Annotated in this window: 27 protein-coding genes and 1 tRNA gene; 14 read left to right on the top strand and 14 right to left on the bottom strand. The window is 64.1% G+C overall.

Going from position 1 to position 19,992, the window contains the following annotated elements; genetic code table 11:
- Positions 1 to 2 precede the first annotated feature (2 nt).
- Complete coding sequence (locus ASF53_RS22035) at positions 3 to 1,337, bottom strand: Nramp family divalent metal transporter (protein WP_056203951.1); 1,335 nt, start codon at positions 1,335 to 1,337, stop codon at positions 3 to 5.
- 391 nt (positions 1,338 to 1,728) lie between these two features.
- Between ASF53_RS22035 and mntR the strand changes: the two genes are divergently transcribed.
- The 3 genes from mntR to ASF53_RS22020 all read left to right on the top strand — a co-directional run bounded on the left by mntR (position 1,729) and on the right by ASF53_RS22020 (position 2,869).
- Positions 1,729 to 2,187 (top strand): manganese-binding transcriptional regulator MntR, encoded by a 459-nt coding sequence (gene mntR / locus ASF53_RS22030; protein WP_200943304.1) that lies wholly within the window; start codon positions 1,729 to 1,731, stop codon positions 2,185 to 2,187.
- Between the two features lie 68 nt (positions 2,188 to 2,255).
- Entirely contained in the window at positions 2,256 to 2,564 is a 309-nt protein-coding gene (locus ASF53_RS22025; RefSeq protein WP_056203777.1) for a hypothetical protein, read from the top strand.
- 101 nt (positions 2,565 to 2,665) lie between these two features.
- A complete protein-coding gene (locus ASF53_RS22020) occupies positions 2,666 to 2,869 on the top strand; it encodes a hypothetical protein (RefSeq protein WP_056203773.1) in 204 nt (67 codons plus the stop codon).
- 52 nt (positions 2,870 to 2,921) lie between these two features.
- Here the strand turns inward: ASF53_RS22020 and ASF53_RS27050 are convergent, their stop codons facing one another.
- The gene (locus ASF53_RS27050; RefSeq protein ID WP_056203948.1) at positions 2,922 to 3,128 is read right to left on the bottom strand and encodes a hypothetical protein; all 207 of its coding nucleotides are present in this window, start codon (positions 3,126 to 3,128) and stop codon (positions 2,922 to 2,924) included.
- A gap of 199 nt (positions 3,129 to 3,327) precedes the next feature.
- Here ASF53_RS27050 and ASF53_RS22010 point away from each other — a divergent pair, with 199 nt between their 5' ends.
- The gene (locus ASF53_RS22010; protein ID WP_056203770.1) at positions 3,328 to 3,519 is read left to right on the top strand and encodes a hypothetical protein; all 192 of its coding nucleotides are present in this window, start codon (positions 3,328 to 3,330) and stop codon (positions 3,517 to 3,519) included.
- A gap of 304 nt (positions 3,520 to 3,823) precedes the next feature.
- Here the strand turns inward: ASF53_RS22010 and ASF53_RS22005 are convergent, their stop codons facing one another.
- The 8 genes from ASF53_RS22005 to ASF53_RS21975 form a co-directional block, all read right to left on the bottom strand.
- The gene (locus ASF53_RS22005; protein ID WP_082482921.1) at positions 3,824 to 4,792 is read right to left on the bottom strand and encodes a Hint domain-containing protein; all 969 of its coding nucleotides are present in this window, start codon (positions 4,790 to 4,792) and stop codon (positions 3,824 to 3,826) included.
- 536 nt (positions 4,793 to 5,328) lie between these two features.
- On the bottom strand, positions 5,329 to 5,622 hold the full coding sequence (locus tag ASF53_RS22000; protein WP_056203943.1) for a hypothetical protein: 294 nt from the start codon (positions 5,620 to 5,622) through the stop codon (positions 5,329 to 5,331).
- Between the two features lie 157 nt (positions 5,623 to 5,779).
- On the bottom strand, positions 5,780 to 5,989 hold the full coding sequence (locus ASF53_RS21995) for a hypothetical protein (RefSeq protein WP_056203767.1): 210 nt from the start codon (positions 5,987 to 5,989) through the stop codon (positions 5,780 to 5,782).
- Positions 5,990 to 6,089: 100 nt separating this feature from the next.
- Positions 6,090 to 6,545 (bottom strand): cupredoxin domain-containing protein, encoded by a 456-nt coding sequence (locus ASF53_RS21990; RefSeq protein ID WP_056203764.1) that lies wholly within the window; start codon positions 6,543 to 6,545, stop codon positions 6,090 to 6,092.
- Between the two features lie 292 nt (positions 6,546 to 6,837).
- Positions 6,838 to 7,077, bottom strand: coding sequence for a hypothetical protein (locus tag ASF53_RS21985; protein WP_056203761.1), 240 nt, complete (start codon positions 7,075 to 7,077; stop codon positions 6,838 to 6,840).
- A gap of 300 nt (positions 7,078 to 7,377) precedes the next feature.
- The gene (locus tag ASF53_RS26060; protein WP_156635770.1) at positions 7,378 to 7,584 is read right to left on the bottom strand and encodes a hypothetical protein; all 207 of its coding nucleotides are present in this window, start codon (positions 7,582 to 7,584) and stop codon (positions 7,378 to 7,380) included.
- A 242-nt stretch (positions 7,585 to 7,826) separates the two neighbouring features.
- The gene (locus ASF53_RS21980) at positions 7,827 to 8,078 is read right to left on the bottom strand and encodes a DUF6894 family protein (RefSeq protein WP_056203758.1); all 252 of its coding nucleotides are present in this window, start codon (positions 8,076 to 8,078) and stop codon (positions 7,827 to 7,829) included.
- 133 nt (positions 8,079 to 8,211) lie between these two features.
- Positions 8,212 to 8,574 carry a phage holin family protein gene (locus ASF53_RS21975; RefSeq protein WP_056203755.1) on the bottom strand — a complete coding sequence of 121 codons (363 nt, stop codon included), beginning with the start codon at positions 8,572 to 8,574 and terminating at the stop codon, positions 8,212 to 8,214.
- Positions 8,575 to 8,951: 377 nt separating this feature from the next.
- On the opposite strand from ASF53_RS21975, the gene ASF53_RS21970 reads away from it, so the two are divergent.
- From ASF53_RS21970 to ASF53_RS21960, 3 genes are all read left to right on the top strand, one after another.
- Complete coding sequence (locus tag ASF53_RS21970; RefSeq protein WP_056203753.1) at positions 8,952 to 9,662, top strand: L,D-transpeptidase; 711 nt, start codon at positions 8,952 to 8,954, stop codon at positions 9,660 to 9,662.
- A 248-nt stretch (positions 9,663 to 9,910) separates the two neighbouring features.
- Complete coding sequence (locus tag ASF53_RS21965; protein WP_056203750.1) at positions 9,911 to 10,564, top strand: SOS response-associated peptidase; 654 nt, start codon at positions 9,911 to 9,913, stop codon at positions 10,562 to 10,564.
- Positions 10,565 to 10,706: 142 nt separating this feature from the next.
- The gene (locus tag ASF53_RS21960) at positions 10,707 to 11,753 is read left to right on the top strand and encodes an endonuclease/exonuclease/phosphatase family protein (RefSeq protein ID WP_200943302.1); all 1,047 of its coding nucleotides are present in this window, start codon (positions 10,707 to 10,709) and stop codon (positions 11,751 to 11,753) included.
- Positions 11,754 to 11,916: 163 nt separating this feature from the next.
- On the opposite strand, the gene ASF53_RS21955 is transcribed toward ASF53_RS21960, so the two are convergent.
- Together ASF53_RS21955 and ASF53_RS21950 are read right to left on the bottom strand one after the other, a co-directional pair.
- Positions 11,917 to 12,240: a hypothetical protein gene (locus ASF53_RS21955; RefSeq protein WP_056203746.1), complete on the bottom strand. Its 324-nt coding sequence runs from the start codon at positions 12,238 to 12,240 to the stop codon at positions 11,917 to 11,919.
- Entirely contained in the window at positions 12,237 to 12,455 is a 219-nt protein-coding gene (locus ASF53_RS21950; RefSeq protein ID WP_056203743.1) for a hypothetical protein, read from the bottom strand. The genes ASF53_RS21955 and ASF53_RS21950 overlap by 4 nt, the downstream gene beginning before the upstream one ends.
- Positions 12,456 to 12,943: 488 nt before the next feature.
- On the opposite strand from ASF53_RS21950, the gene ASF53_RS21945 reads away from it, so the two are divergent.
- Complete coding sequence (locus tag ASF53_RS21945) at positions 12,944 to 13,156, top strand: hypothetical protein (protein WP_056203740.1); 213 nt, start codon at positions 12,944 to 12,946, stop codon at positions 13,154 to 13,156.
- Between the two features lie 212 nt (positions 13,157 to 13,368).
- On the opposite strand, the gene ASF53_RS21940 is transcribed toward ASF53_RS21945, so the two are convergent.
- Positions 13,369 to 13,764: a hypothetical protein gene (locus ASF53_RS21940; protein WP_056203737.1), complete on the bottom strand. Its 396-nt coding sequence runs from the start codon at positions 13,762 to 13,764 to the stop codon at positions 13,369 to 13,371.
- A 309-nt stretch (positions 13,765 to 14,073) separates the two neighbouring features.
- On the opposite strand from ASF53_RS21940, the gene ASF53_RS21935 reads away from it, so the two are divergent.
- Positions 14,074 to 14,149, top strand: a tRNA-Ile gene (locus ASF53_RS21935).
- 84 nt (positions 14,150 to 14,233) lie between these two features.
- The gene (locus tag ASF53_RS21930; protein WP_056203734.1) at positions 14,234 to 15,997 is read left to right on the top strand and encodes a site-specific integrase; all 1,764 of its coding nucleotides are present in this window, start codon (positions 14,234 to 14,236) and stop codon (positions 15,995 to 15,997) included.
- A 449-nt stretch (positions 15,998 to 16,446) separates the two neighbouring features.
- On the opposite strand, the gene ASF53_RS21925 is transcribed toward ASF53_RS21930, so the two are convergent.
- Complete coding sequence (locus ASF53_RS21925; protein WP_056203731.1) at positions 16,447 to 17,412, bottom strand: GIY-YIG nuclease family protein; 966 nt, start codon at positions 17,410 to 17,412, stop codon at positions 16,447 to 16,449.
- A 350-nt stretch (positions 17,413 to 17,762) separates the two neighbouring features.
- On the opposite strand from ASF53_RS21925, the gene ASF53_RS21920 reads away from it, so the two are divergent.
- From ASF53_RS21920 to ASF53_RS26055, 4 genes are all read left to right on the top strand, one after another.
- Positions 17,763 to 17,942: a hypothetical protein gene (locus ASF53_RS21920; protein ID WP_056203728.1), complete on the top strand. Its 180-nt coding sequence runs from the start codon at positions 17,763 to 17,765 to the stop codon at positions 17,940 to 17,942.
- A 65-nt stretch (positions 17,943 to 18,007) separates the two neighbouring features.
- Complete coding sequence (locus ASF53_RS21915; RefSeq protein ID WP_056203725.1) at positions 18,008 to 18,469, top strand: hypothetical protein; 462 nt, start codon at positions 18,008 to 18,010, stop codon at positions 18,467 to 18,469.
- Positions 18,470 to 18,584: 115 nt separating this feature from the next.
- Entirely contained in the window at positions 18,585 to 18,962 is a 378-nt protein-coding gene (locus ASF53_RS21910) for a hypothetical protein (RefSeq protein WP_056203722.1), read from the top strand.
- Between the two features lie 59 nt (positions 18,963 to 19,021).
- Positions 19,022 to 19,645, top strand: a complete 624-nt coding sequence (locus ASF53_RS26055) for a hypothetical protein (protein ID WP_156635766.1) — start codon at positions 19,022 to 19,024, stop codon at positions 19,643 to 19,645.
- Positions 19,646 to 19,992 lie beyond the last annotated feature (347 nt).

Raw genomic sequence — 19,992 nt, 5'->3', positions numbered from 1 at the left:
CGTCAGAGGCCGGCGAGCGTGTCGACCAGCAGCTTCACGTTCAGAGCCACGATGATGCCGGCGATCACCCAGGACAGCCCCTTCAGCCAGCCGGGGATCACGAGCGGGCCCATCAGCCGCCGGTCGGAGACGAAGCGCACCAGCGGGATCACCGCGAAGGGCAGCTGCATCGAGAGCACCACCTGGCTCAGCACGAGGAGCCTGGCCGTGCCCTGCTCGCCGTAGAGGGCGGTGACGAACACCACGGGGACGATGGCGATGCCCCGCGTCACCAGCCGCCGGGCGAAGGGCGGCAGGCGCAGCCGCAGGAAGCCCTCCATCACGATCTGGCCCGCCAGCGTCGCGGTCACCGTCGAGTTGAGGCCGGATGCCAGGAGGGCCACGGCAAACAGCGTCGAGGCCACGCCGACGCCGAGCAAGGGCGAGAGCAACTCGTAGGCTTGCTCGATCTCCTCGACATCGGTGCGCCCGCCCGCGTGGAACACGGAGGCGGCCATGATCAGGATCGCGGCGTTGACGAACAGCGCCAGCATCAGCGCCACCGTCGAATCGGTGACGGCGAAGCGCAGGGCCTCGCGCCGGCCCTGATCGGTGCGCGGATAGGCCCGCGTCTGCACGATCGAGGAGTGGAGGTAGAGATTGTGCGGCATCACGGTCGCGCCGATGATGCCGATGGCGATGTAGAGCGCGGCCGGGTTGGTCACGATCTCCCGCGAGGGCACGAAGCCGCCGAGAACCGCCTGGATCGGCGGTGCCGCCATCGCGATCTGCAGGCCGAAGCAGACGAAGATGATCGTCAGGAGGCCGATCACGAAGGCCTCCAGCGCCCGGAAGCCCCGGCGCAGCAGAAGCAGCACCACGAACACGTCGAGCGCGGTGAGGATCGCGCCCAGCGTCAGGGGGATGCCGAACAGCAGCTTGAGGGCGATGGCCGTGCCGATCACCTCAGCGAGGTCGCAGGCGATGATCGCCGCTTCACAGATCAGCCAGAGCGCAATGCTCACGGGCCGCGAGGTTCGCTCGCGGCAGGCCTGAGCGAGGTCGAGGCCGGTGGCGATGCCGAGCCGCGCGGCGAGTGCCTGCAGCACGATCGCCATCAGGTTCGAAAGCAGGATGACAGAGAGCAGCGTGTAGCCGAACTGGGCGCCGCCGGCGATGTCGGTGGCCCAGTTGCCCGGGTCCATATAGCCGACCGAGATCATGTAGCCCGGCCCGATGAAGGCGAAGAGCCGCCACAGCCAGGACCCGCCCGCCCGCACCGGCACGCTGCCATTGAGCGCGCCGAGGCTCGGTTCCGCAGGGGCTTGCCGGGGCGGTGCCGGCCGAACCTGATCCATCACCGCTTCCATTCGCATCGGGGTGTCGATTGCCCCTGCCCCGCGCTCCGATGGAGCGGACCGGCGCAGGAGAGCCGGGCGATGCATTCGCACCCGCACACAGCATGGCCTTATAGCATGAGCTATAAAGCTGCGCCGAAGCTGAGATCAAGGGGCTTCCAGCCGGGTTCCCGGCCATGGGGCGCTTAGGTTAAACACGTCGGCACGGGTTCCTCGAAACACCGGGCGGAGTGATCGCGCTTTCCATCGTTCCTGCTGAGGCGCGGTCCGTGCGCCGGGTGTTTCGTGAAGACCTTTGACGACCCAATGAGGCGTGGGCCAATCAGGCCGCGCCCGAGATGGAGGAGCCCGCCGCCTCATGCAGGATGCGTCGCGAGATATGGGGCGAGAGATGGGGCAGAAGCCGGCACCCGAGGCGGGCGCGGATGTGCCGCTCGTCGACGCGGAGGTCCATGTCGAGAGCTTCCGGCAGGCCCGCGAGGCGCGCCGTCTCGAACTGGTGGAGGATTACGTCGAGCTGATCGCCGACCTGATCGGCGATGGCGGCGAGGCGCGGCAGGTCGATATCGCCGCCCGCCTCGGCGTGGCCCAGCCGACGGTCGCCAAGATGCTCAAGCGGCTTGCCGAGGACGGCCTCGTGCAGCAGCGGCCCTATCGCGGCGTGTTTCTCACCCCGGCGGGGCAGGCGCTGGCCGAGCAGTCGCGGGAGCGCCACCGTATCGTCGAGCGCTTCCTGCGCGCCGTGGGCGTCAGTGCCGAGACGGCCCGACGCGACGCGGAGGGGATCGAGCACCATGTCAGCGCCGAGACGCTGGAGGCGTTCCGCCGCTTCGCCGACGCGAAGCTGTAAGCTCCGATCCCGACCGCCCGGCCCGCTTCCCGCCCTCCCTCTCGCCGCGTTTCCGAGGACCCGACCCGATGGACCAGACCCAGCAATTGACGGCGCTGGCCGCCGTCAGCGCCCGGCACGATGCGGCGGTGACGAACCTCGCCGAAGGGCTCGCCGAACTCGGCGCCAAGCAGGTGGCGCACCAGATGGCGGTGGGTTTCCTGGCAAGCGTGCTGCGTTCGATCGATTCCGACCATTACGACGAGCGCCTCGAAGGCTACCTCGCCATGCTGCGCGATGTGCTGTTCCGTGACGATCCCGATGCGGTGCTCGCCACGACCGTTCTGGAGACGATCGAGCGCTCGTTGCGTCCCGCGAAGGATCAGGACGAGACCTGAGGTCGCCCATCCGGTGCGGGGACGCGCGTCCTTACAAATGTGAACGCCGTGCGGTGTCGCCGCGCCTTGGTCGCTGCCGCAGGGCATGGCACCATGCCCGCATGGCTGACCGGAACGACCATCCCTACTCCATCGATGTGAGACCCTGCTGGCGGCTTCCGGGCCGCTTCGTCTGCTCCATCGTCGAGAAGGGGGAGCCGCGGCGCTACGGCGCGCAGAGCTACGCGACCTTCGACGAGGCCCGCCGCGCCGCCCAGACGCGGCTTCGCCAGCTCGTCTTCGAATGGCAGCTCGTCGGCTCCTGATCGGCCCGCCTCGGAAGGCCGGCCGTGGGCATTGCCGCCGTCCGCCTCTGTTCTACTCAGCGTCAGCGGTCTGCGCGTACTGAACCAGGGCGGCCATCTGCGCCGGCGCCCGGAACACCCGTCCGTCGCTGGTCTCCACATAGACCTCCTCGGCGCCCATGCTCGCAAAGGTCATGGCCCGCTCGGCGGCCCTCGCCCCGAGGGCATGCAGTTCCGTGGAAGGGCCCGAAGGGGCGGTCCAGTGAACGGTGTAGCGCATGACGTTCTCCTGTTCGGTGCAAGAAGAGAGGGTGAGCCACTCGGCGACCATAATTTCGGGGCCCCTCACCGCCACCCGGCGAGCGGTGTACCTGTTCCCTCCGATCAAATCTGCATCATATTGCCGAATGGGCGGCTCCTCGGGGCTTGCTGCGCGTTCTACGGCCGGAAGCGCGCTGCGCTGCGAACGGGAGAACGTCATGAGGAAGCCGGAGAAGCCGGGTGCAGAGGCCGGCAAGACGCATCAAGGCGGTGCACTCGGGAACATCGACGAGCAGACGGGCCACCCCGGCAAAGGCACGCCCGGGGCGACGCTCAAGCCCGAGGACAACCCCGATCCCTCGAAAGATCCCAAGCCCGAGACGCCGGAGGACAAGAAGCCGAAACGCTAAGCGCGGGACACGCGTCTTCCGGTCTGACGCGGTTTCTGTGGGGGCGATGGCTCGTTCGGCCTGACATCCTCCTTATGAGGTGCCGACACTCGTGTTTGCCTCAGGACGGCTCAGCTTGATCGCGCCGAGGCGTGGATCGAATCGTCATAGGCTGGTTGAGCGGAGCAGCGACACTTCTCGACCCTGCGAAAAACGCCCTGCGTAGAACGTGGCGTCACTGTCGCTTACTTCGGCCGAGACGGGGCCGACGAGGGTGTCACGATCCCCTCGTCGGATTGGTCGAAGATCCTGCGAAGATTTAGGATCAAAGGCTGAGTGGGAGCGCCGACCAGCCGCAATCTTCGTTCAATGTGCGGGCGAAGACCGCGTCGAGCCGCTTCCGCTCACCGTCCACGAGGGCGCCGTCCACCGCCACCGGGCGGCAGCGGCCGTGCTCGCCGACCGGCACGAAGTCCGGATCGGTCAGCAGGCCGTCCTCGCCCGCAAACCAGACCCGGCTGCCCATATCGTAGTAGCTCTCGGCGGCCAGTCCCTCGGCGAGCAGGATGTCGTGCGCCTCCAGTTCGACATGCCAGTAGGTCACCCGCGTCGCCGGCTCGCGGAGGACGGAGGTGCCGTTGATCAGGCACATCACGGGCACCAGCACGCCGCCCTCGCCGTTGGCATCAGCGCCGACGAGCACCGGATGGCCGTGCGAGAGGCGCAGATCGCGCGCCGGCAGGCCGGGGCCGAAGGCACCCGCGCGGATCCGGATCGGCTGCTCATTGTGGGGCAGCGCCTCACCCCCGGCATCGAGATCGCGGTTGCCGATCCAGGTGATCGGACGCAGCGTGCCGGAGGCCGTCACGGCGAGATCGCCGACGATCAGATCCTCGACCGCCACCTCGCCGCGGGCGGTGCGGATGAGCGTGCCCGTGGTGAAGCAGAGGGCGGTCGATCCCGTCGTCAGCGTTACGACGGTTCCGTTGGCGTAGTTGTTGTTGGACAAAAGGGAAATCTGACCCCCACTGAAGGTGAAGATATCGCCTTCGTTGACTGTTCTGCCCAGATATGTGGCTTGCGTGCTGCCCACACCCGTCCCGCTCGTAAGCTGGATCGTATCCCGCCCGCTTGCTTCGAGAACCGCGGTATTGTCGGTTGATCCATCCGAAACATCAGTGATGGTATAAGGAAAATTGAAGCCATCTACGATAGTATAGTTGGCCGTGCCGGGCGTTTGATTGACGACATAAAACCTGGCGGTCGAGATTGATGGTGCTGAACCTGAAGACATCGAAGCCTCTTCCGTCTATCCGCCGCTAAGAAACGGACCGATACGCGCCAATCAAAAGCAGTAAGCTAAAGCGTGCGTTATGCGAATTTATCCGTAAGTGCAGACAGAGTCTGTGTTGATTTCGCGACACAACTGATTTTGAAATTTACAATCCAGGGTGCGCGGCACGGGAAGTAGGCTATCCACGCTTATCCGCATCCTCAAATTCTCATATTGTGCGGCCGAAGTGATGGTATAACAAAGCCTTAAACGCGTCATCTGCGCCAGCTATTCTTTGAGTGTCTCCGCTTCGCCCGCGGTGATGGGGTCGATGTGGAGCTGCGACGAGGGCGGGATCCACTGCTTCTCTATTTTGGAGACTGATCCTCCCGAGCGTGTCCTAAGAGGGCATGACTTGTGTAACAACGGTCGTGGTCGAGGGTGAACCGTAGAGAGAAGGACCACGCCACTCCGAGATGGCCAAGCGAGGGCGGGGTCATAACGAAAGAGGGCCGGCATTGCGCCGACCCTCCCAACCTCACCTCGTCGTGGGTCGATCAGCGACCGCCGGCCGCGCCACCCGTGCCGCTGGTTCCCATACCGGTGCCCATGCGGCCGCCGGACGCGCCGCCCGCAGCACCCGGCGCCGCCGGAGCCATGCCGGTCCCGGTCGTGCTGCCGGTCGCCGATCCCGTTGCGCGCTCCATGCTCTTCTCGGAATTGCTCTTCACGCTGCCCGGGTTGTTCAGGTTGCCCTCGGCGCTTCCGCCGCCGGCAGGAGTTTGAGACAGAGCGGCCCCCGAGAGGGCCAGTGTCAGCGCTGCGGCCAGCGCGATGCTCTTGGTCTGCATGGTCGTTTCCATCCCTGTTCGTCGTTGAGCAGGATCAACGCCGAGTTGCCTTGGTTCGTTCAGGCCGCCGCCCGAAGTGCCCCAGCGCGAAGATGTTCGGGACACAAACGGAAGGGATGGCGTTGCGCGTCACCGTGAGGACCGAGATCCCGCACGGTCAGCGAAGGGTGGCAGACTCGTTGGGCTTGAGCGGCCGCTCGTCACCCTCGGAACCACCGGTCGAGACGTGGGAGTTTAGGCGATCCAAGTGCTCGAAGACGTGTTCGAACGCGCGGGTCACGGCCGTTTCAAACGACCCGTCCTGCTTGCCCTGAGCCGCTTTGATAGCGCTGAGGAGTTCGTGGTGCTTTTGCGTGTCGCTCGACATGGCGTTCCTCTCTCGCGGGTGATCTTGCGGATGAGATGCGATACCGAGCCAAACCTCAGCGGCAGGCTCGGTTCCGAGGCTCTTCGATCGCCCCCGCGCCTCAGCCGGCTGGCGGAACGAGGATGTACTGACCCACGAAGGGGTCGCTCTGGCTGTTCACGCCCGTGCATCCGTAGGGATGCTCGCCAGCCGCCATCGTCCTGAACTTGAGCGTGGCTTTGCCGTTCAGCTTGATGGTGTAGCCCTTCTCGCTCGCGGAGTGGCCCTGGTCGCCGTCGACGTGCTGCACGAGGCCGTTCTCGAACTGACCGTCCATGGTCAGCGTCACCGGCTGGTCGGCTTTGTTGATCACGCGCAATTCGGCATTCGTGTTCGCCGGCAGGCGTAGCTCGGCGGGCGAGCAGACGATCTTGCTATCCTTCTTCTCCATCGTCAGTTCCATGACGGGCTGTCCGTCCGAGGCCGGCGGGGGCAGCGGCTTGCCTTCCGCATGGGCGAGGTTGGCGGACAGCATGAGGCACAGGGTGCCCAGCGTGCTTACGGCGTATCGGGTCACATCGATCTCCCTGGGAGTTGAAGGGGCAAGGCGAACGCCGGCTGCCTGTTCCTGGACGTGACGCCGCAGGCCGGCCCCGGGGCGGGCAGGTTCGGTGGAGGGATCGACCGACAGCACGAAGGCCGGGCGCGCACTCTGCCCCTGGGCTCATCAGCGAGAAGGCGGCGCGAGCACGGGCGGCACCGTTGAGGGCACGAGGCTCCGCTGACCCCGACGCCGTGGGAGTGCTGAAGGACAGCCGGGTCTCGTTCCGACCCTGGCCATTGAGCGCGCCGGAGTCAGGGGGGCCGCCTCAGCCTCGCAAATCGGCTTCAGCCTGAAGATGCACTTCAGCCTTGCGGACGACCCCGCAGGGATCGTGACCTTTCAATTCGGCCAACAGCAGGAGGTCTGTGACAAGGTCGATGATGTCGCTCTCTCCGATATCGTCCGATGTGGCCGGATAGCACCAGCGTCGGATGCCGGAGTGTTCGTGCAGGTAAGCGTCGAGGGCCTTTTGGGCGAGATCGGCGCGCTTTGCTTTGTCCGGCATGAGGATCTTACCTCCCACCGCATGATGCCGCGCCAGACATCAATCTGGCCCAGCCGGTAAGCCGTAAACGATAGGCTGCGGTCCCTGTTCAACGGGCCGACGAAGAATTTCGCCCGGCAGTTTCGCGTGCGTATTGGATGAGGATCTTATCCTCTACCCCTTCCGGGGTACTCTATAAGAATTAATTTGATAAAATGACTGGAATACCGATTGTTTAGGGCGCCAGGGTCGAACCATCGGCTGCCCCGGCGGCTTTCACGGTCTCAGCCAATAAGCGATAGCGCATCATCCAGAAAGCGGTCAGCTCACTTCCTTGTTTTTGAGAATGCTGTGTGCATTGAAGATTGCTATCTTTTGGGGGTATTTTAGCAAGATCTCCGCGTTGCAGTTCAGGCAATGATACCGTGCAACGATGGCAAACCAGCGTCCGGTCTTCTTATGCTTCTCTCCGCAGGACGGGCATGGATGATGGAAGATATCGTCATAAAGGCTCGGCGACAGCGTCATGACCTCACCCGCCAGGAATCGTTAAAGCGCCTACAACCATTTGATTAACCACAAATCGCAGGTTGGGGCGGACAGAAGTAATTACTGCAAAATTCCGAAATGTCCTAGCTTATTATGATCTGGCTTCACCGTATCCCGACGCGGATCTGTGCGAAAAAATCTGCATCCTGTTCGGGGTACGGTCCCTTTTGTCAGTGCCGTTGCCGCAAATCAATTGAAGGCGATGCAATATTCCAATGCATTCAAGATTTTTCAGTACTGGTGAGCCGGAGACCCGAATAGGTCAGCGTTCCCGTGTAGACGATGGCCCCGCTTTCATCCCGGACAAAAACGCTGAAGGAGCGGTAATCGCCGTCTTTCGGGATTTCCCAGCGTGCGACTTCCGGCAAGAAGATCATCGCCTCTTTGCGTGCCGCCTCAAAATCCTCCTGCTCGGACCCCTCGTCGTCACGATGAAACTCACCGTCGTGCGTATCGAAGAAGTAGCGCGGCACTCCCGCCTCCGAATTGGCTCTGACTGCCTCACCCAACCGCGATTCCCGGCGCCGGGTTTCTGTCCGGCCTCATCATGACGGCGCTGCCCGATCGAGCGTGGGCCCAGGGGGCTCGCGAGCCCCAACGGACACCTCAGCCTTCCGGTGCACGGAGGCTCATCCACTTCAGGCCAAGCCACGTCAGAATCACGGTCGCGGCGGCGAACGGCATGGCGACGATCAACGCCGCCAGCGCATCGTTGCCGATCAGCGCGGCCAGTGCATCCCGCACGGCGAGCAGAAACAGGACCAGCGAGGCGAGGACCAACAGCAGCGCCCCGCCGAACAGGAGAACAAGCAAGGTAAGCATGCGGAGATTGCCGCGGACTTCCGTTCGCGCCAGCCGGAGCAGCTTGCCGAGGTGAGCGCTGGCCTCGCGGATCGCGACGAGGATCAGGACGGCGGTGGTGCGAGGATCTTCGTCCGGCTGACCTTTGCGAATGGCCTGTTCGTTCAAGGGTGTTGTCCTCACCGTTCCCCGCGCCTCTTGCCCCTCGCAGGCATGAGAGTCCGCGCGGCCATCAAAGCGGTCCGCCGGCTACAGCTAGCGCGAAGCGTCCGCGCGGCGACATCCGGACCGACAGGGCTCGCAACGTGAAGGCTCGCCTGCAAGGCACCCCGTGACCATCATCGAGCATCACGCCGGGCGAATCATCGGCGTGCCGGCCGTTCGCGCTTTGGAGCGGCCGGCATCTTTGCAGGGCGAACGATCGCCAGCGAGCGCCGCACTTGCCAGAGGGCCCAACTCGCCGCACTCTCAGCTTAGCCGTACGATAACCGGGTGTATGCTGAGGCATTCCCCATCGGGCGGCAGGATATGGAAAGCCCCAGAGCATGACGATGGATGGTGGGCACGCCGACGCCAGTGGTTCGGTCGAAACCGATCGGTTCGGATGCCGGTCACGGCATCTGGGCCGCCGCTCGTTTCTAGTCGGCTCGGCGGCCACCCTCGGCGCCTTCGGGCTCGGGGGTTGCGTGACGTCCGACGGCACGATGCTCGCCGACGCGGCGAAGGTCTACGGGCCGATGCCCGACGAAAAATTCCCGATCCCGGCGGTCGATATCAGCAAGGTCAATCCGAAATACTACCGCAAGACAGTTCGGTACGAGACCAAGGAGGCGGCGGGCACGATCATCGTCGATCCGCGCAACTACTATGTCTACCGTGTCGAGGGCGACGGTTCCGCCACCCGCTACGGTGCCAATGTCGGGCGCGACGGGTTCTTATGGAGCGGTGACGCGTATGTCGGCCGCAAGTCCGAATGGGCGACGTGGACGCCGCCCAAGGAGATGATCCGGCGGCAGCCCGAGGCCGCTCGCTACGCGCGTGGGATGCCGGGCGGCCTCGACAACCCGCTCGGTGCCCGCACCCTGCACCTCTACCAGGGCGGCGCCTACACGCTCTACACGATCTACGCCAGCAGCGATCCCGAATCGATCGGGAGCGGCATCACGAGCGGCTGCGTCGGCTTGCTCAGTCAGGATATGATCCACCTCTACGCGCGTACCCCGGTGAAGACGAAGGTGGTGGTCCTGCCGGCATAGCGGCATGCGTCGGCCCTGATCCGGAGCCGTATCCGACCAGACGACATCGGGCCCGCATCTCTCGGTCGTTGGTTCAGCGCGCGTTCTTTCGCCGAACCGGCGTCCCCCTCGTGGGAACGCGCTCGTGAGCCCTGTGGTTTTGACGAACTGACACCCTGCGGGCGGCCGCCGAGTCGCGCCCCATGGCGCCGACTCGGTCGCGGCGCTGTGAGTCGCGTGCGGCGGATCGGCTCGGCTATCATCCGGCGATGTGCAACCTCTACACCCTCACCAAGAGCCAGGACGAGATTCGGCGCCTGTTCAAGGTGGAGACCGACTGGACCGGCAACCTGCCGCCCCTGCCCGGAATCTTTCCCAACACCGCCGCGCCGATCGTTCACATCGCGGAGGGGCAACGCACCCTCTCGATGTATCGATGGGGCATGCCCTCACCGGCCTTCGCCCTGAAGGGCAAGAAGACCGATCCGGGTGTCACGAATGTGCGCAACACCGCCTCGCCGCATTGGCGACGCTGGCTCGAGCCGGAGCATCGCTGCCTCGTACCGCTCACCAGCTTCTCCGAGAACGAGGCATTGCCCGACGGCTCCCATCCGCCCGTGTGGTTCGCGCTCGCAGAGGAACGTCCGCTCGCCTGTTTCGCCGGCATCAAGACGGAGGGCTGGACCTCGGTACGCAAGGTGAAGGACGGTGAGACCACGGATGACCTCTACGCCTTCCTGACCACGGAGCCGAATGCCGAGGTCGCTGCTGTCCACCCGAAGGCGATGCCCGTGATCCTGACGACGGACGAGGAACGGGATATCTGGCTGCGCGCGCCCTGGGCCGAAGCGTCGGTGCTGCAGCGACCGCTCCCGGATCGGGCGCTGATCGTTGTGGCGCGCGGTGAGCGATCCGACGCATGAGACGGACTGAAAGCACGCGGCGCGCGCGCATGATCGCAGGCGGTCACCTCGCCGTATCACCCCCGAACGAGCCGGCGCCGGACGGTGCGTCGCCATCGAGCCGATGCTCGATGGGGCCGGGCTCCGATTGATTGGAAGAGACTTGGCCTACTTGTCGATCGCCTTGAAACTTGTCGCCCTTCTTCTGATCGTCGCGACGTTGCTCCCCCTGATTCCGACGAACCTCGGCATCATCCGCAGCCTGGACTTTCCTCGGGTGCAGATCGCGGTCGCGCTCGCTGCGACCAGTCTCGGGCTTCTCGCGGTTTCCCGAGATGGCACGGCCCTGGCCCTGGCGGTCGCCATGATCGCGGCCTTTGCCCTGCAGGCCAGCTACATCCTGCCGTTCACGCGCGTGACGGCGCCTCAGGCCAAGGCCGCGGAGGCGTGTAGCCCCGGCGACCGTATCAGCCTCCTCGTCCTCAACGTGCTCCAGTCGAACCGCAATTACAGGGCGGCCCTCGATCTCATCGCTGCCAAGGCGCCCGATCTGGTGTTGCTGCTCGAGACCGATGCGGGATGGCAGGCGGCGATGGCGCCGCTGCGCGCGCATTATCCGCATCGCGTCGAGCATCCGCAGGACAACACCTACGGCCTGCTGTTCTACTCCCACCTTCCCCTGCGCGATCCGACGATCCGGTTTCTGCTGCAGGAGGACGTTCCGTCGTTACGCACCACGGTGGTCCTGCCCAGCGGCGAACCGATCACGTTCTACGGGCTCCATCCGCGGCCACCCCATCCGGGCCATAGCAGCGCCCCGCGCGATGCCGAGCTCGTCGTGGTCGCCCGAGAGGTCGCGAAAACGAAGGATTCGACCATCGTCGCCGGTGACCTCAACGACGTGGCGTGGTCACACACCAATCGGCTCTTCCAAAACATCAGCGGCCTTCTCGATCCCCGCCAGGGGCGCGGCCTGTTTTCGACCTTTCATGCGCAGTATCCGTTCGCGCGCTGGCCCCTCGACCACATTTTCTTCAGCGAGCATTTTCTCTTGAGCGACATGCAGCGCCTGAACGATGTCGGGTCTGATCATTTTCCGATTTGGGTCGACTTATGCCGGGCGCCGCACGCCCCGGCACAACACGATGCGCCCGAAGCCTCCGCGCAGGATCATCGGGATGCCGAGAAGGCCATTGAGGCGGTGCGGTGATGGGGAGAGCGTTCGCCGGCCCCAGCCCATCGACGACGGCCGGTTCGAGAGGCCCGCACGCATAGGGCGATGTGTTCGAAGCGGGTGCCGGTTCCGCGAAAGAACGCGCATCACAACAAAGACCGAGAGACGCCGGCCCGATGCCATCCGGTCGGAGACGGCTCTAGGCAGAGGCCGGCGCGCTGCCTTGCTCGACAATCTCCAGCGCGCGCAGAACCGCCATGGCGGCCATATCGGCATCGACGCGCCCCTCGTCCGTGGCCGGCGTCACGGCGACGGTCTCGAACACGTTTCCGCCGACGGAGCCGATGACGGCCTTGAGGCATCGCCCTTCGGGCCCCCGCGCGTCCTCCAGCAGGGCCACGAGATAGCCCGCAGCGGTCCCGTAGACATGGAGCGGCTCGTACGCCTCGACGGCATCCGCCGCGATGGCAGACTCAGCGTCGCGGTCGCGGCCACCGAAGTTGGGGCGGATGATGTTCGTCATAGCCATCGCTCGTCGATGTCGGTCGCGTTGTAGTCCGCCAAGGGCTGGTGCTCATCGCCTTCGGCGAAGATCGCCACATCGTCCGGGCCGATGTCGTGCTTGGCGATGCGGTCCCAACGCCGATGGATCATCGTGGGCCCGCCCCAGATCCGGAAGGCGTTCCAATAGCGGTCGTCCTTGAAGCCGATATAGTGGACGCAGCGGGCAGCAGGCATTCCGCAACCTACGTTCGGGGATCAGGCGACGCGAGCGGTTCTTTCCACCGCCACCCCGACTGCGACCATGAGGACGCTCCGCAGGCCGCGTTGCCGCCTCAACCGCGCGCCAGACGCACCTCGCCCAAGCCGGGCCGAGGGGGGAAAGCATGTTCGGGACCGAGGTTTTTGTCGTGCTCGCAGGCGTCATCGGTGCGATCGCCTTCATGGTGGCCGGGCGACCGGCGTCCGATCGCTTCCTGCCTTGGTGAGGCGGCGGCGCTCCCCGACGGATCAGCCTTAACGGATGGCTAACTACATCCGAACAGGGCGCGGAAACCATCGCGGACAAAGGCGTTAGCCGGACACGTCGATCCCGCCCCGTTCACGAGCACCCGCCATGACCATCACCGTCTTCGATCCGATCAGCGGCCAGATGGTCACGATCCCCGTGCCCGCCCCGCAGCCGCGCTGATCCCGTTATCCGCGCCCCCGCCCGAGCCACGACGATGATCGGTCTTCCACTCTACCGCCTGCTCGTTGCGGTCGTCCTCGTTCTGTCGAGTGCGGCGGCCACAACGCGCCTCGGTCATGCCGAGCCGAAGACGGACTGCGAACGGGGCGCGCAGGCCGGTGCCTGTCCCCATACCGCCGAGCCGAGTGCGAGTTCGAAGTATCGCTCCGCGGTGCCGCACGTGACCTCCGGAGCGGCCACACGATAGCCGATCGCCGCTCCCTGGACGTGGAGCGGCGGTCGCGCATCGCGGGCATCCGTCGCTCTTCACCGGTCGCGATGCTGCGCTCGACGAGGGCCGTCTCCGACCTGATCGCATCGGGCCGGCGTCTCTCGGTCTTTGTTGTGACGCGCCTTCTTGCGGCGAACCGGTCGCCACTTCGTCGGAATGCGCTCTGAGCGCGTCTGGTGCGGCGTCGGTCATTTCCCGCCGCGACGGGCCGCGAATTCCCAGATTGGTAGGCCGGTCGGTACGCCGGGCGTGTTCCGGTAGCCGCTCACATTGCCGAACAGGATCCGGTTCGGCTCGATGCCGATCGCCTTATGCCCTCCGGTGATCATCACCCCGCACCAATCCACGCGCAACGTCCCGTGCTCGGGATGGACGCCGAAGATTTGCGGCGCAGTCCACCCGAAGCGCACGGCCTCGGCGCCGAAGCGCTCGATGAAGTCGGTGCAGGCCTCGTGGATGTTCGCCCAGGCCGTGGTGCCGAGATACCGGCAGGGCGGTGCAGTCGGACGGAGCGCGCCGAAGGCTTTGCGCCATTCGGCGGCTTGGGGCGGGAGCGTGTCGGGCGCGAGTTCGGGAAGGAGCATTCGGGCTGCCGGCTGATGGTGGGGCCGACGGCATAGGGGCGCCCGGTTGCCTCAGGCTGACCGGCCGCCCGGATTCGCGCGCTCTGCGCCCGCGCGGTCGGCCTCGAAGCGTTCGCCGATGGTAAGGCTCGGATCAGCCAGGTCCGACCGAGCCGCGGTTCGGTTGCGGTGGCCATCGGCCGTGCGTGGAGGGCTTGCCCGAAGCCCCCTGCCCGGCTACTCAAAAGCGGCGTTTCTGCCGTCGTTTCTGCCGCCTAACCTGTCGTCGAGAGCCAGTGTTGAGCGTCCGTCATGGGCAGTAAAGAGCGCGGGCCTGTAGCTCAATGGTTAGAGCCGACCGCTCATAACGGTCTGGTTGCAGGTTCGAGTCCTGCCGGGCCCACCACATTCCTTCTAAGTGGCGCTGGCGCCACAAGCTTTTCAGATATAACGAGTTTCCAGGCGCATCTGTGACACAGGGCTGTGACACATGGTGGATGGAAACGTGGTGCATCAACCGAACCTGACCCAGCGGAACGGCACGTTCTATCTTCGGATGCGTGTGCCGCTCGACGTGGTGGATGCAGTCGGCCGGACCCACATCGTCGTGAGCCTCAAGACGAAGGAGCGCCGCGTCGCCCTGGCACGCTTCCGACTGGAGCAGGCCACGGTCGAGCGACAGTTCGAGGCAGCGCGTCAGCAGGCGACGGAGACAGCAACGCTTCGGCGTTCGCTTGCGTCCGGGCGTTTGGAGAAGCTGGCTCCGGGGGATATCGAGGGGCTTGCGCTCCGATGGTTCGAGCACGCCGTGCAACGCGTTGCACGTACTTCGCGCGAAACGCTCGAAACCCGGTTCGCTGACTGGGAAGCCATCCTAGAGGAGCTGAAAGCCGAGGGGGCGGTCCTCACCAGCCTGGACCCGGAGGACTACGAGCCGACGGTCTATCGAACGGTGGACGAACTCCTTCTTGCCGCCGGAGCCCCGCCGGAACCGATCCGCGGGCGCATTCAGCGTCGTGTTCGACGCCCACAGATCGACCAGTCCACGGCTCAATATTCCCAGCTTGCCACCCTCGTGCGCCGGGGCTTGATCGCACTGAACCGCGATCAAGCGGCGCAGATCACTGGAGGTGCGGGCGGGAGTGTCCCCGGCTCGTTGCAGGCGCCAGTGGCCCTTGGTGTAGCGGAGCACCGGCGGACGCTGGACGAGTTAATCGGAGCCTTTGTCGAGGATCCTGGCCGGGGAAGCCGGACTGGGAAAACCAATGCGGACTACGGCATGGTCTTCCTCGCCCTGCGCGAAGTGATCGGTGGCGACACCGAAGTCCACAGGATCACCCGTGATCATGCCCGCCGGGTGCGAGAGCTATTCCGGACCCTTCCTCCGAACGCGACGAAGCGCTTTCCCGGAAAAACCCTCGTGGTTGCGGCCGAGATCGCGGTGGAGAAGGGCTTGCCACCCCTCAACACTCAAACGGTCAACTCGCACCTCACCAAGATGGCGACCCTCTTCAACTGGGCCGTTCGGGAGGAGTGGATTGCCAAAAACCCGGCCACGGGGCTGTCTATAGAGGAAGTGCCAAAGACAGTGCGCGAGCCCTTCAGCCCGGCGCAGCTCAAAGCCATTTTCTCTGCCCCATTGTACACCGGGTGCCAGAATGACGCCGCCGGCTATGCGAAGCCCGGCCCTCTGCGGCCCCGCCGAGCAAGGTTCTGGGTTCCCCTACTCTCGCTGTTCCATGGGATGCGCTTGAACGAGGTGTGCCAGCTCCGGGTCGGCGATATCGTCGAGAGAGATGGGATGCCAGTGATGCTTGTTCAGGCTGCCGAGGCTGGCCAGCGTGTGAAGAGTAAGGCCGGCACGCGGATTGTCCCCCTCCATCCTGAGACCATCGCGTGCGGCTTTCTTGATTTCGTCGCTAACGCCCGGCGGCGTGGGGACGAGCGCCTGTTTCCGGAACTCAAACAAGACGCGCGCGGCTACTTCAGTGATGCCTTCCAGAAGTGGTTCGCCCGGTTCCTCGACGGCCTTGGCGTTACCCAGCGTGGTGTCAGCTTCCATTCCTTCCGCCATGGCTGGGCGGATCGTCTCCGCGAGGCAGGTGTTCCAGAGGATAGGCGTCGAGCGTTAGGGGGCTGGGCCGGCACAGGCGTGGATGCTGGTTACGGCAGAGGCTTCCCGACCAGAATGTTAGCTGAGGACATTTCGAAGGTAAGATATCGTGGGCTTGATCTATCGTTTTTACATAAATGAGGCTTCAGAATTGTTTTAGGTTTCCTTCGGATCTCCAGTTCGATGTTTTGGCATATGGCCGGCAATTTGGCGGATGGAGCTCTGAACCTCTGTCTGGCCAAGGAGCGTCCGCTCGCTGGCTGCTCTTCAAGGCTATTAACCATCGCTGCAGGAGTGGGAAGCGTTATCCTGCATTCCAGATGTAGGCGGGCAGTGTGACGACTGCATCTAACATGGCTCACTTTTAACGTGCCGGCTGCCGCGCGCAAGGGCATGGAACTGGCATTGGCCACTCCCCCGGCCGGACACTCTCTCCAGAACACGGTGAGACCACGCGTGCCGCTGGCCGCCCAAACCCAGAACACTGACGGGCTCACCCTTAAGGTGCAGCTCGGCATGCACGAGGGCATTCTGTCGGCGACCCTTTCCAACATCAGCCCGGCGCGGTTCTTCGACGCCGAGGCCAACAGTCAAAGCTCACGAAGCCATTTCAGGACCGCCTCCTGCGCAGCTATCCGGGCGGGACGGGTGTCTCCACGAAAGTCGTTGTACAGCCCGTACTCGTCCTTCTGGATATCCGATATCCACCGCAGCAAGCAGTCTTCCATGTACTCCGTATGAGGGCGGAAGAACTTGACCGCGTCCTTGATGGGTTCGCCACCGACCATGGCTTCGCAAGGGAAGTAAGTCAGGTTCAGCGACGGTCGGGGGTCGAGGAAACTAATGCCGGCAAGTACAAGCCTCTCGTTCGCATCTTGATCCTTGTTTGCAAGAGCCAGTTCGAAAAAACGCCGCCAAGCACGTGCCTCGCCGGACTGATTGCCCTCACCTGCTCGAATGGTTGCGACCTTGGCCCAGGCGGGCGCGTGATGCAGCTCGCAGGACAGTCGGTAGTATTCGAACGCTTTGGACTCATTCTTCTTTACGAGCCAATTGTTGTAGTAGATTTCGCCAAGTTCTAGGTAGGCATCAGCGGAGCCGAGCTTTCCAGCTTTAAGGTAGAGCCTGATACCCTCCTTCACGTCCTTCGGCTGGTCCCCACTCCCGTGCAGGTACCCGTAAGCACGAGTAAGCATCTCGTCCAACAGGCTCGCCTGGGGTGTTGCTTGTTCACGCCCGGCAGCCTCAGGCACCCGCGCGGTAGCGCCTGGTGCCTCCAGGATCGCATGGATGGCGGTGGTCGGTTGCGTCTCGAAAAACTCCCGGTTCGCAGCGAAGCGTCGGCCAACCCGTTCCAGGGCAGCATGCGCATGCCGCTCCGCAAGCTCGCAGTCCTCGAACGCCTGATGGAAGACCAGGATGAACGGTGTAGCGACCCCGGTCACGCCTGAGAGCTCTGACACTCGAACGGTTGGGTCCCGCTCCGTCCGACCAACCTTCACTAGGCCGGGCATGCTCGGGTTGATCAGGGCATACACGTAACCCGGCTTGCTCATCCTGCCTCTTGTCCCTCTTCGGCATGCCTAGTGTAAGCGGGCGTGGCCTGACATTGGTCACGGGAAGCACGGGACGCTCCGTCTCGCACGTAGCGAGAGCCCCAGTTGTCCTAGACCGCCGACTGCCTGACCCAGCGTGAAGACGCCGTCGTGGCACACCTTGAGACCCGCCTCGGCGGGCCGGTCAAGCGCGTCCTGACGGCGGAAGACATCGGTCCCGACCACACCCTATCCCGCACCGCTTCCTACCCGCTGTCGTGGTCGGGCTCAGCGCGGAGACGCCCGGCACACCTGGGCCGAACGAGGGCGAGTAGGACCGCCTCATCCAGAAGTGCGTACAGGTCGACGCAATGGTCGCGACCGACACCAGCGAGAAAGACTTTAACGCCAAGGTCCGCTGCATCGCTCCGGGCAACGCGCTCACCGAGGTACCAACTGACATCTCGAAGTTCAGCAACGACCTCTTTTACGCCTTGCAGGAGATGGCGAGCAGGATCGCAGGCTCGATAACGAAGGGGGTCGGGGGCTGATCGACATCGGCAAGGGCTGGGCTAGGGACGGCTTCGATCTCAGCGCTGGCAAGCTGCCCAACTGGATGCACACGGGCGGCGTCATAGGTTGCGGGGGCGGCGTATCCCATCAGGCCGACACGTCCCTCTGGGGCAAGGCCGCAAAGTTTAACGCCGGCGGCATCGTCGGCGGGCTCAAGAGCCGTGAACGCGCGATCATTGCCAAGGACGAGGAGGCCATTTTCTCTACGGTCCGGATATCGGACAGCAATTTCGGTATCCGTGCAACGGGTTTCACCGAAGGCGGCGGGAGCAGCTCCTTTTCCTTCGGAGACATCAACATCAAGACACAGGGCTCTTCCGGCAACGCACAGCAGGATCAGGAGCACACCAAGATGATGGCCCGTGAGGCGCGCTCTCATGTCGGCGCCCTGGTCAACGAGGTCCTTGTCAAGCAGTTCCGCAGCTGTGCCCTATTTAGGAGGATGAATGCGCGGGGATGTCCTACCCTATACACGATCGTTCGTCAGAGATTATTGATTTTATAATGCGATCCGCGGAAAAGTGCTTGCTCCGGTGACTATTTTCGGCTCATAAGGTGCCACTGCTCGCGCTGGTCACGAGAGCGGCGTCCTCCGCGGGGTCTGGACCAGGGGGCCGGGTGTGGAGGCGGTTGTCCTCGCGCAGATCGCGGCGAACGGCCCGGATGCCCCCGCGCACATTGAGGAGTGCACCATGTCCACGAGAAAAAAAACTTTACAGGCCGAGGCCGACGACATCGTAGACTCTGTAGGCGTCAAGCTTGTCTTGGCCCTCTTCCGGGATGGGAAGAGCCTCGAAGAGGTAGCAAAGGCCCAGAGACTACACCCGGTGGCGCTCGCGATGTTCGGCATGCAGTTCGCCGGGCGAATCTTCGAACGCCTTCAGCCGACATACGCTCTGGGAGATGATCCTGAGTACGTTGAGGCCGAGATGGGCCGCATGCGTGCGCAGATTATCGCAATGGATGCTCTGCTGCCGCCCGAGTTGCGCGGCGTCTGATGGGCATATCGAAATCAAACGAAACGAAATCAAACTAAACCGAACAACGGGAGCGCGCGATGGGCCGCCCATGCACTATCTGCGCACATCCGCAACGCGCTGAGATCGACGTTGCCCTTCAGGGCGGCGCTTCGCTTGATGATGTGGTTGTCCAGTTTGCGCTCTCCTCCCGGTCCGCACTTCAACGGCATCGAGCCAGTCACCTTGGACGAGCCGTCTCATTCACGCTGCCGGTTATATCAGCTCAGCTCCCTGGCGCAGCTCATGCCGAAGGTTCCGCGCCGCTAGATAGCTCCGCCGAACTCGACCGGCTCTTCGCGCGGGCCGCAGTCAACACGCGGTCGTTGCAAGAGCATGCTGCTCTCGTAACCGACGGTCTCGCTCACGTCTACGCCGCGGCGGCTACGGCAGGCGATTGGTCCTCTGCTGTACGGGCACTGCGGGAGCTGCGCGGCATCCTTCAATTTCATGCACTCGTCAGCCCCGAAAAGCTTCGGCAGCATCCCGGCTGGCGGGAGGAGGAGGTGCCTCGCGATCCAATTGTTGCCCTGGAGCGCTTATTGCTCGCGCAGATGACCGGGGAACACGCGGAGATTGAGGCCGCGCGTGCCGAGCTTGAAGCGGTACGCATGGGGGCGGGAAGCATCACGGACCTTCCCGAAGATCCGCACGCGTTCCATTAGGGCCTTTGCCGAGCGGAGCAGTCGTGCTGGAACATCACCGCTTCTGACCCATCTCTGCCCTTCAGCATGACTGATTGTTGGCAGTCCGATTCGGCTGTGAGCGACCGAGCGTGGCCGCTTGCGCAGTGGCAGTAGAGTTGCCAGCCACAAAAGGCTGACTTTCCCCCACCTTGCTGCAATGCCTTTTTTCGTTGTATCGAAAGCGAAGATCAGCCAAGCGGAAGCGCTCCGCAAGAGTGCCTGATCCGTCTGTGTCGAAACTTGCTGGCACGACAGTTCCTCCGCTTGATCGCTTACGGTTCTTCCAGTCAACGTTCCATTTCATGAGCGGACAAGTCAACTGCGCA

The sequence above is a fragment of the Methylobacterium sp. Leaf123 genome, from assembly GCF_001423405.1.
Lineage (GTDB): Bacteria > Pseudomonadota > Alphaproteobacteria > Rhizobiales > Beijerinckiaceae > Methylobacterium.
This window is presented reverse-complemented; position numbering and strand designations above follow the sequence as displayed.

What these genes read in the sequence shown, in the direction of transcription:
- ASF53_RS22035 (WP_056203951.1), bottom strand. Translation starts at nt 1,337, where the DNA reads ATGGATCAGGTTCGGCCGGCACCGCCCCGGCAAGCCCCTGCGGAACCG.
- mntR (WP_200943304.1), top strand. Translation starts at nt 1,729, where the DNA reads ATGGGGCAGAAGCCGGCACCCGAGGCGGGCGCGGATGTGCCGCTCGTC.
- ASF53_RS22025 (WP_056203777.1), top strand. Translation starts at nt 2,256, where the DNA reads ATGGACCAGACCCAGCAATTGACGGCGCTGGCCGCCGTCAGCGCCCGG.
- ASF53_RS22020 (WP_056203773.1), top strand. Translation starts at nt 2,666, where the DNA reads ATGGCTGACCGGAACGACCATCCCTACTCCATCGATGTGAGACCCTGC.
- ASF53_RS27050 (WP_056203948.1), bottom strand. Translation starts at nt 3,128, where the DNA reads ATGCGCTACACCGTTCACTGGACCGCCCCTTCGGGCCCTTCCACGGAA.
- ASF53_RS22010 (WP_056203770.1), top strand. Translation starts at nt 3,328, where the DNA reads ATGAGGAAGCCGGAGAAGCCGGGTGCAGAGGCCGGCAAGACGCATCAA.
- ASF53_RS22005 (WP_082482921.1), bottom strand. Translation starts at nt 4,792, where the DNA reads ATGTCTTCAGGTTCAGCACCATCAATCTCGACCGCCAGGTTTTATGTC.
- ASF53_RS22000 (WP_056203943.1), bottom strand. Translation starts at nt 5,622, where the DNA reads ATGCAGACCAAGAGCATCGCGCTGGCCGCAGCGCTGACACTGGCCCTC.
- ASF53_RS21995 (WP_056203767.1), bottom strand. Translation starts at nt 5,989, where the DNA reads ATGTCGAGCGACACGCAAAAGCACCACGAACTCCTCAGCGCTATCAAA.
- ASF53_RS21985 (WP_056203761.1), bottom strand. Translation starts at nt 7,077, where the DNA reads ATGCCGGACAAAGCAAAGCGCGCCGATCTCGCCCAAAAGGCCCTCGAC.
- ASF53_RS26060 (WP_156635770.1), bottom strand. Translation starts at nt 7,584, where the DNA reads ATGACGCTGTCGCCGAGCCTTTATGACGATATCTTCCATCATCCATGC.
- ASF53_RS21970 (WP_056203753.1), top strand. Translation starts at nt 8,952, where the DNA reads ATGACGATGGATGGTGGGCACGCCGACGCCAGTGGTTCGGTCGAAACC.
- ASF53_RS21965 (WP_056203750.1), top strand. Translation starts at nt 9,911, where the DNA reads ATGTGCAACCTCTACACCCTCACCAAGAGCCAGGACGAGATTCGGCGC.
- ASF53_RS21955 (WP_056203746.1), bottom strand. Translation starts at nt 12,240, where the DNA reads ATGACGAACATCATCCGCCCCAACTTCGGTGGCCGCGACCGCGACGCT.
- ASF53_RS21950 (WP_056203743.1), bottom strand. Translation starts at nt 12,455, where the DNA reads ATGCCTGCTGCCCGCTGCGTCCACTATATCGGCTTCAAGGACGACCGC.
- ASF53_RS21945 (WP_056203740.1), top strand. Translation starts at nt 12,944, where the DNA reads ATGATCGGTCTTCCACTCTACCGCCTGCTCGTTGCGGTCGTCCTCGTT.
- ASF53_RS21940 (WP_056203737.1), bottom strand. Translation starts at nt 13,764, where the DNA reads ATGCTCCTTCCCGAACTCGCGCCCGACACGCTCCCGCCCCAAGCCGCC.
- ASF53_RS21930 (WP_056203734.1), top strand. Translation starts at nt 14,234, where the DNA reads ATGGTGGATGGAAACGTGGTGCATCAACCGAACCTGACCCAGCGGAAC.
- ASF53_RS21925 (WP_056203731.1), bottom strand. Translation starts at nt 17,412, where the DNA reads ATGAGCAAGCCGGGTTACGTGTATGCCCTGATCAACCCGAGCATGCCC.
- ASF53_RS21920 (WP_056203728.1), top strand. Translation starts at nt 17,763, where the DNA reads ATGGTCGCGACCGACACCAGCGAGAAAGACTTTAACGCCAAGGTCCGC.
- ASF53_RS21915 (WP_056203725.1), top strand. Translation starts at nt 18,008, where the DNA reads ATGCACACGGGCGGCGTCATAGGTTGCGGGGGCGGCGTATCCCATCAG.
- ASF53_RS26055 (WP_156635766.1), top strand. Translation starts at nt 19,022, where the DNA reads ATGGGCCGCCCATGCACTATCTGCGCACATCCGCAACGCGCTGAGATC.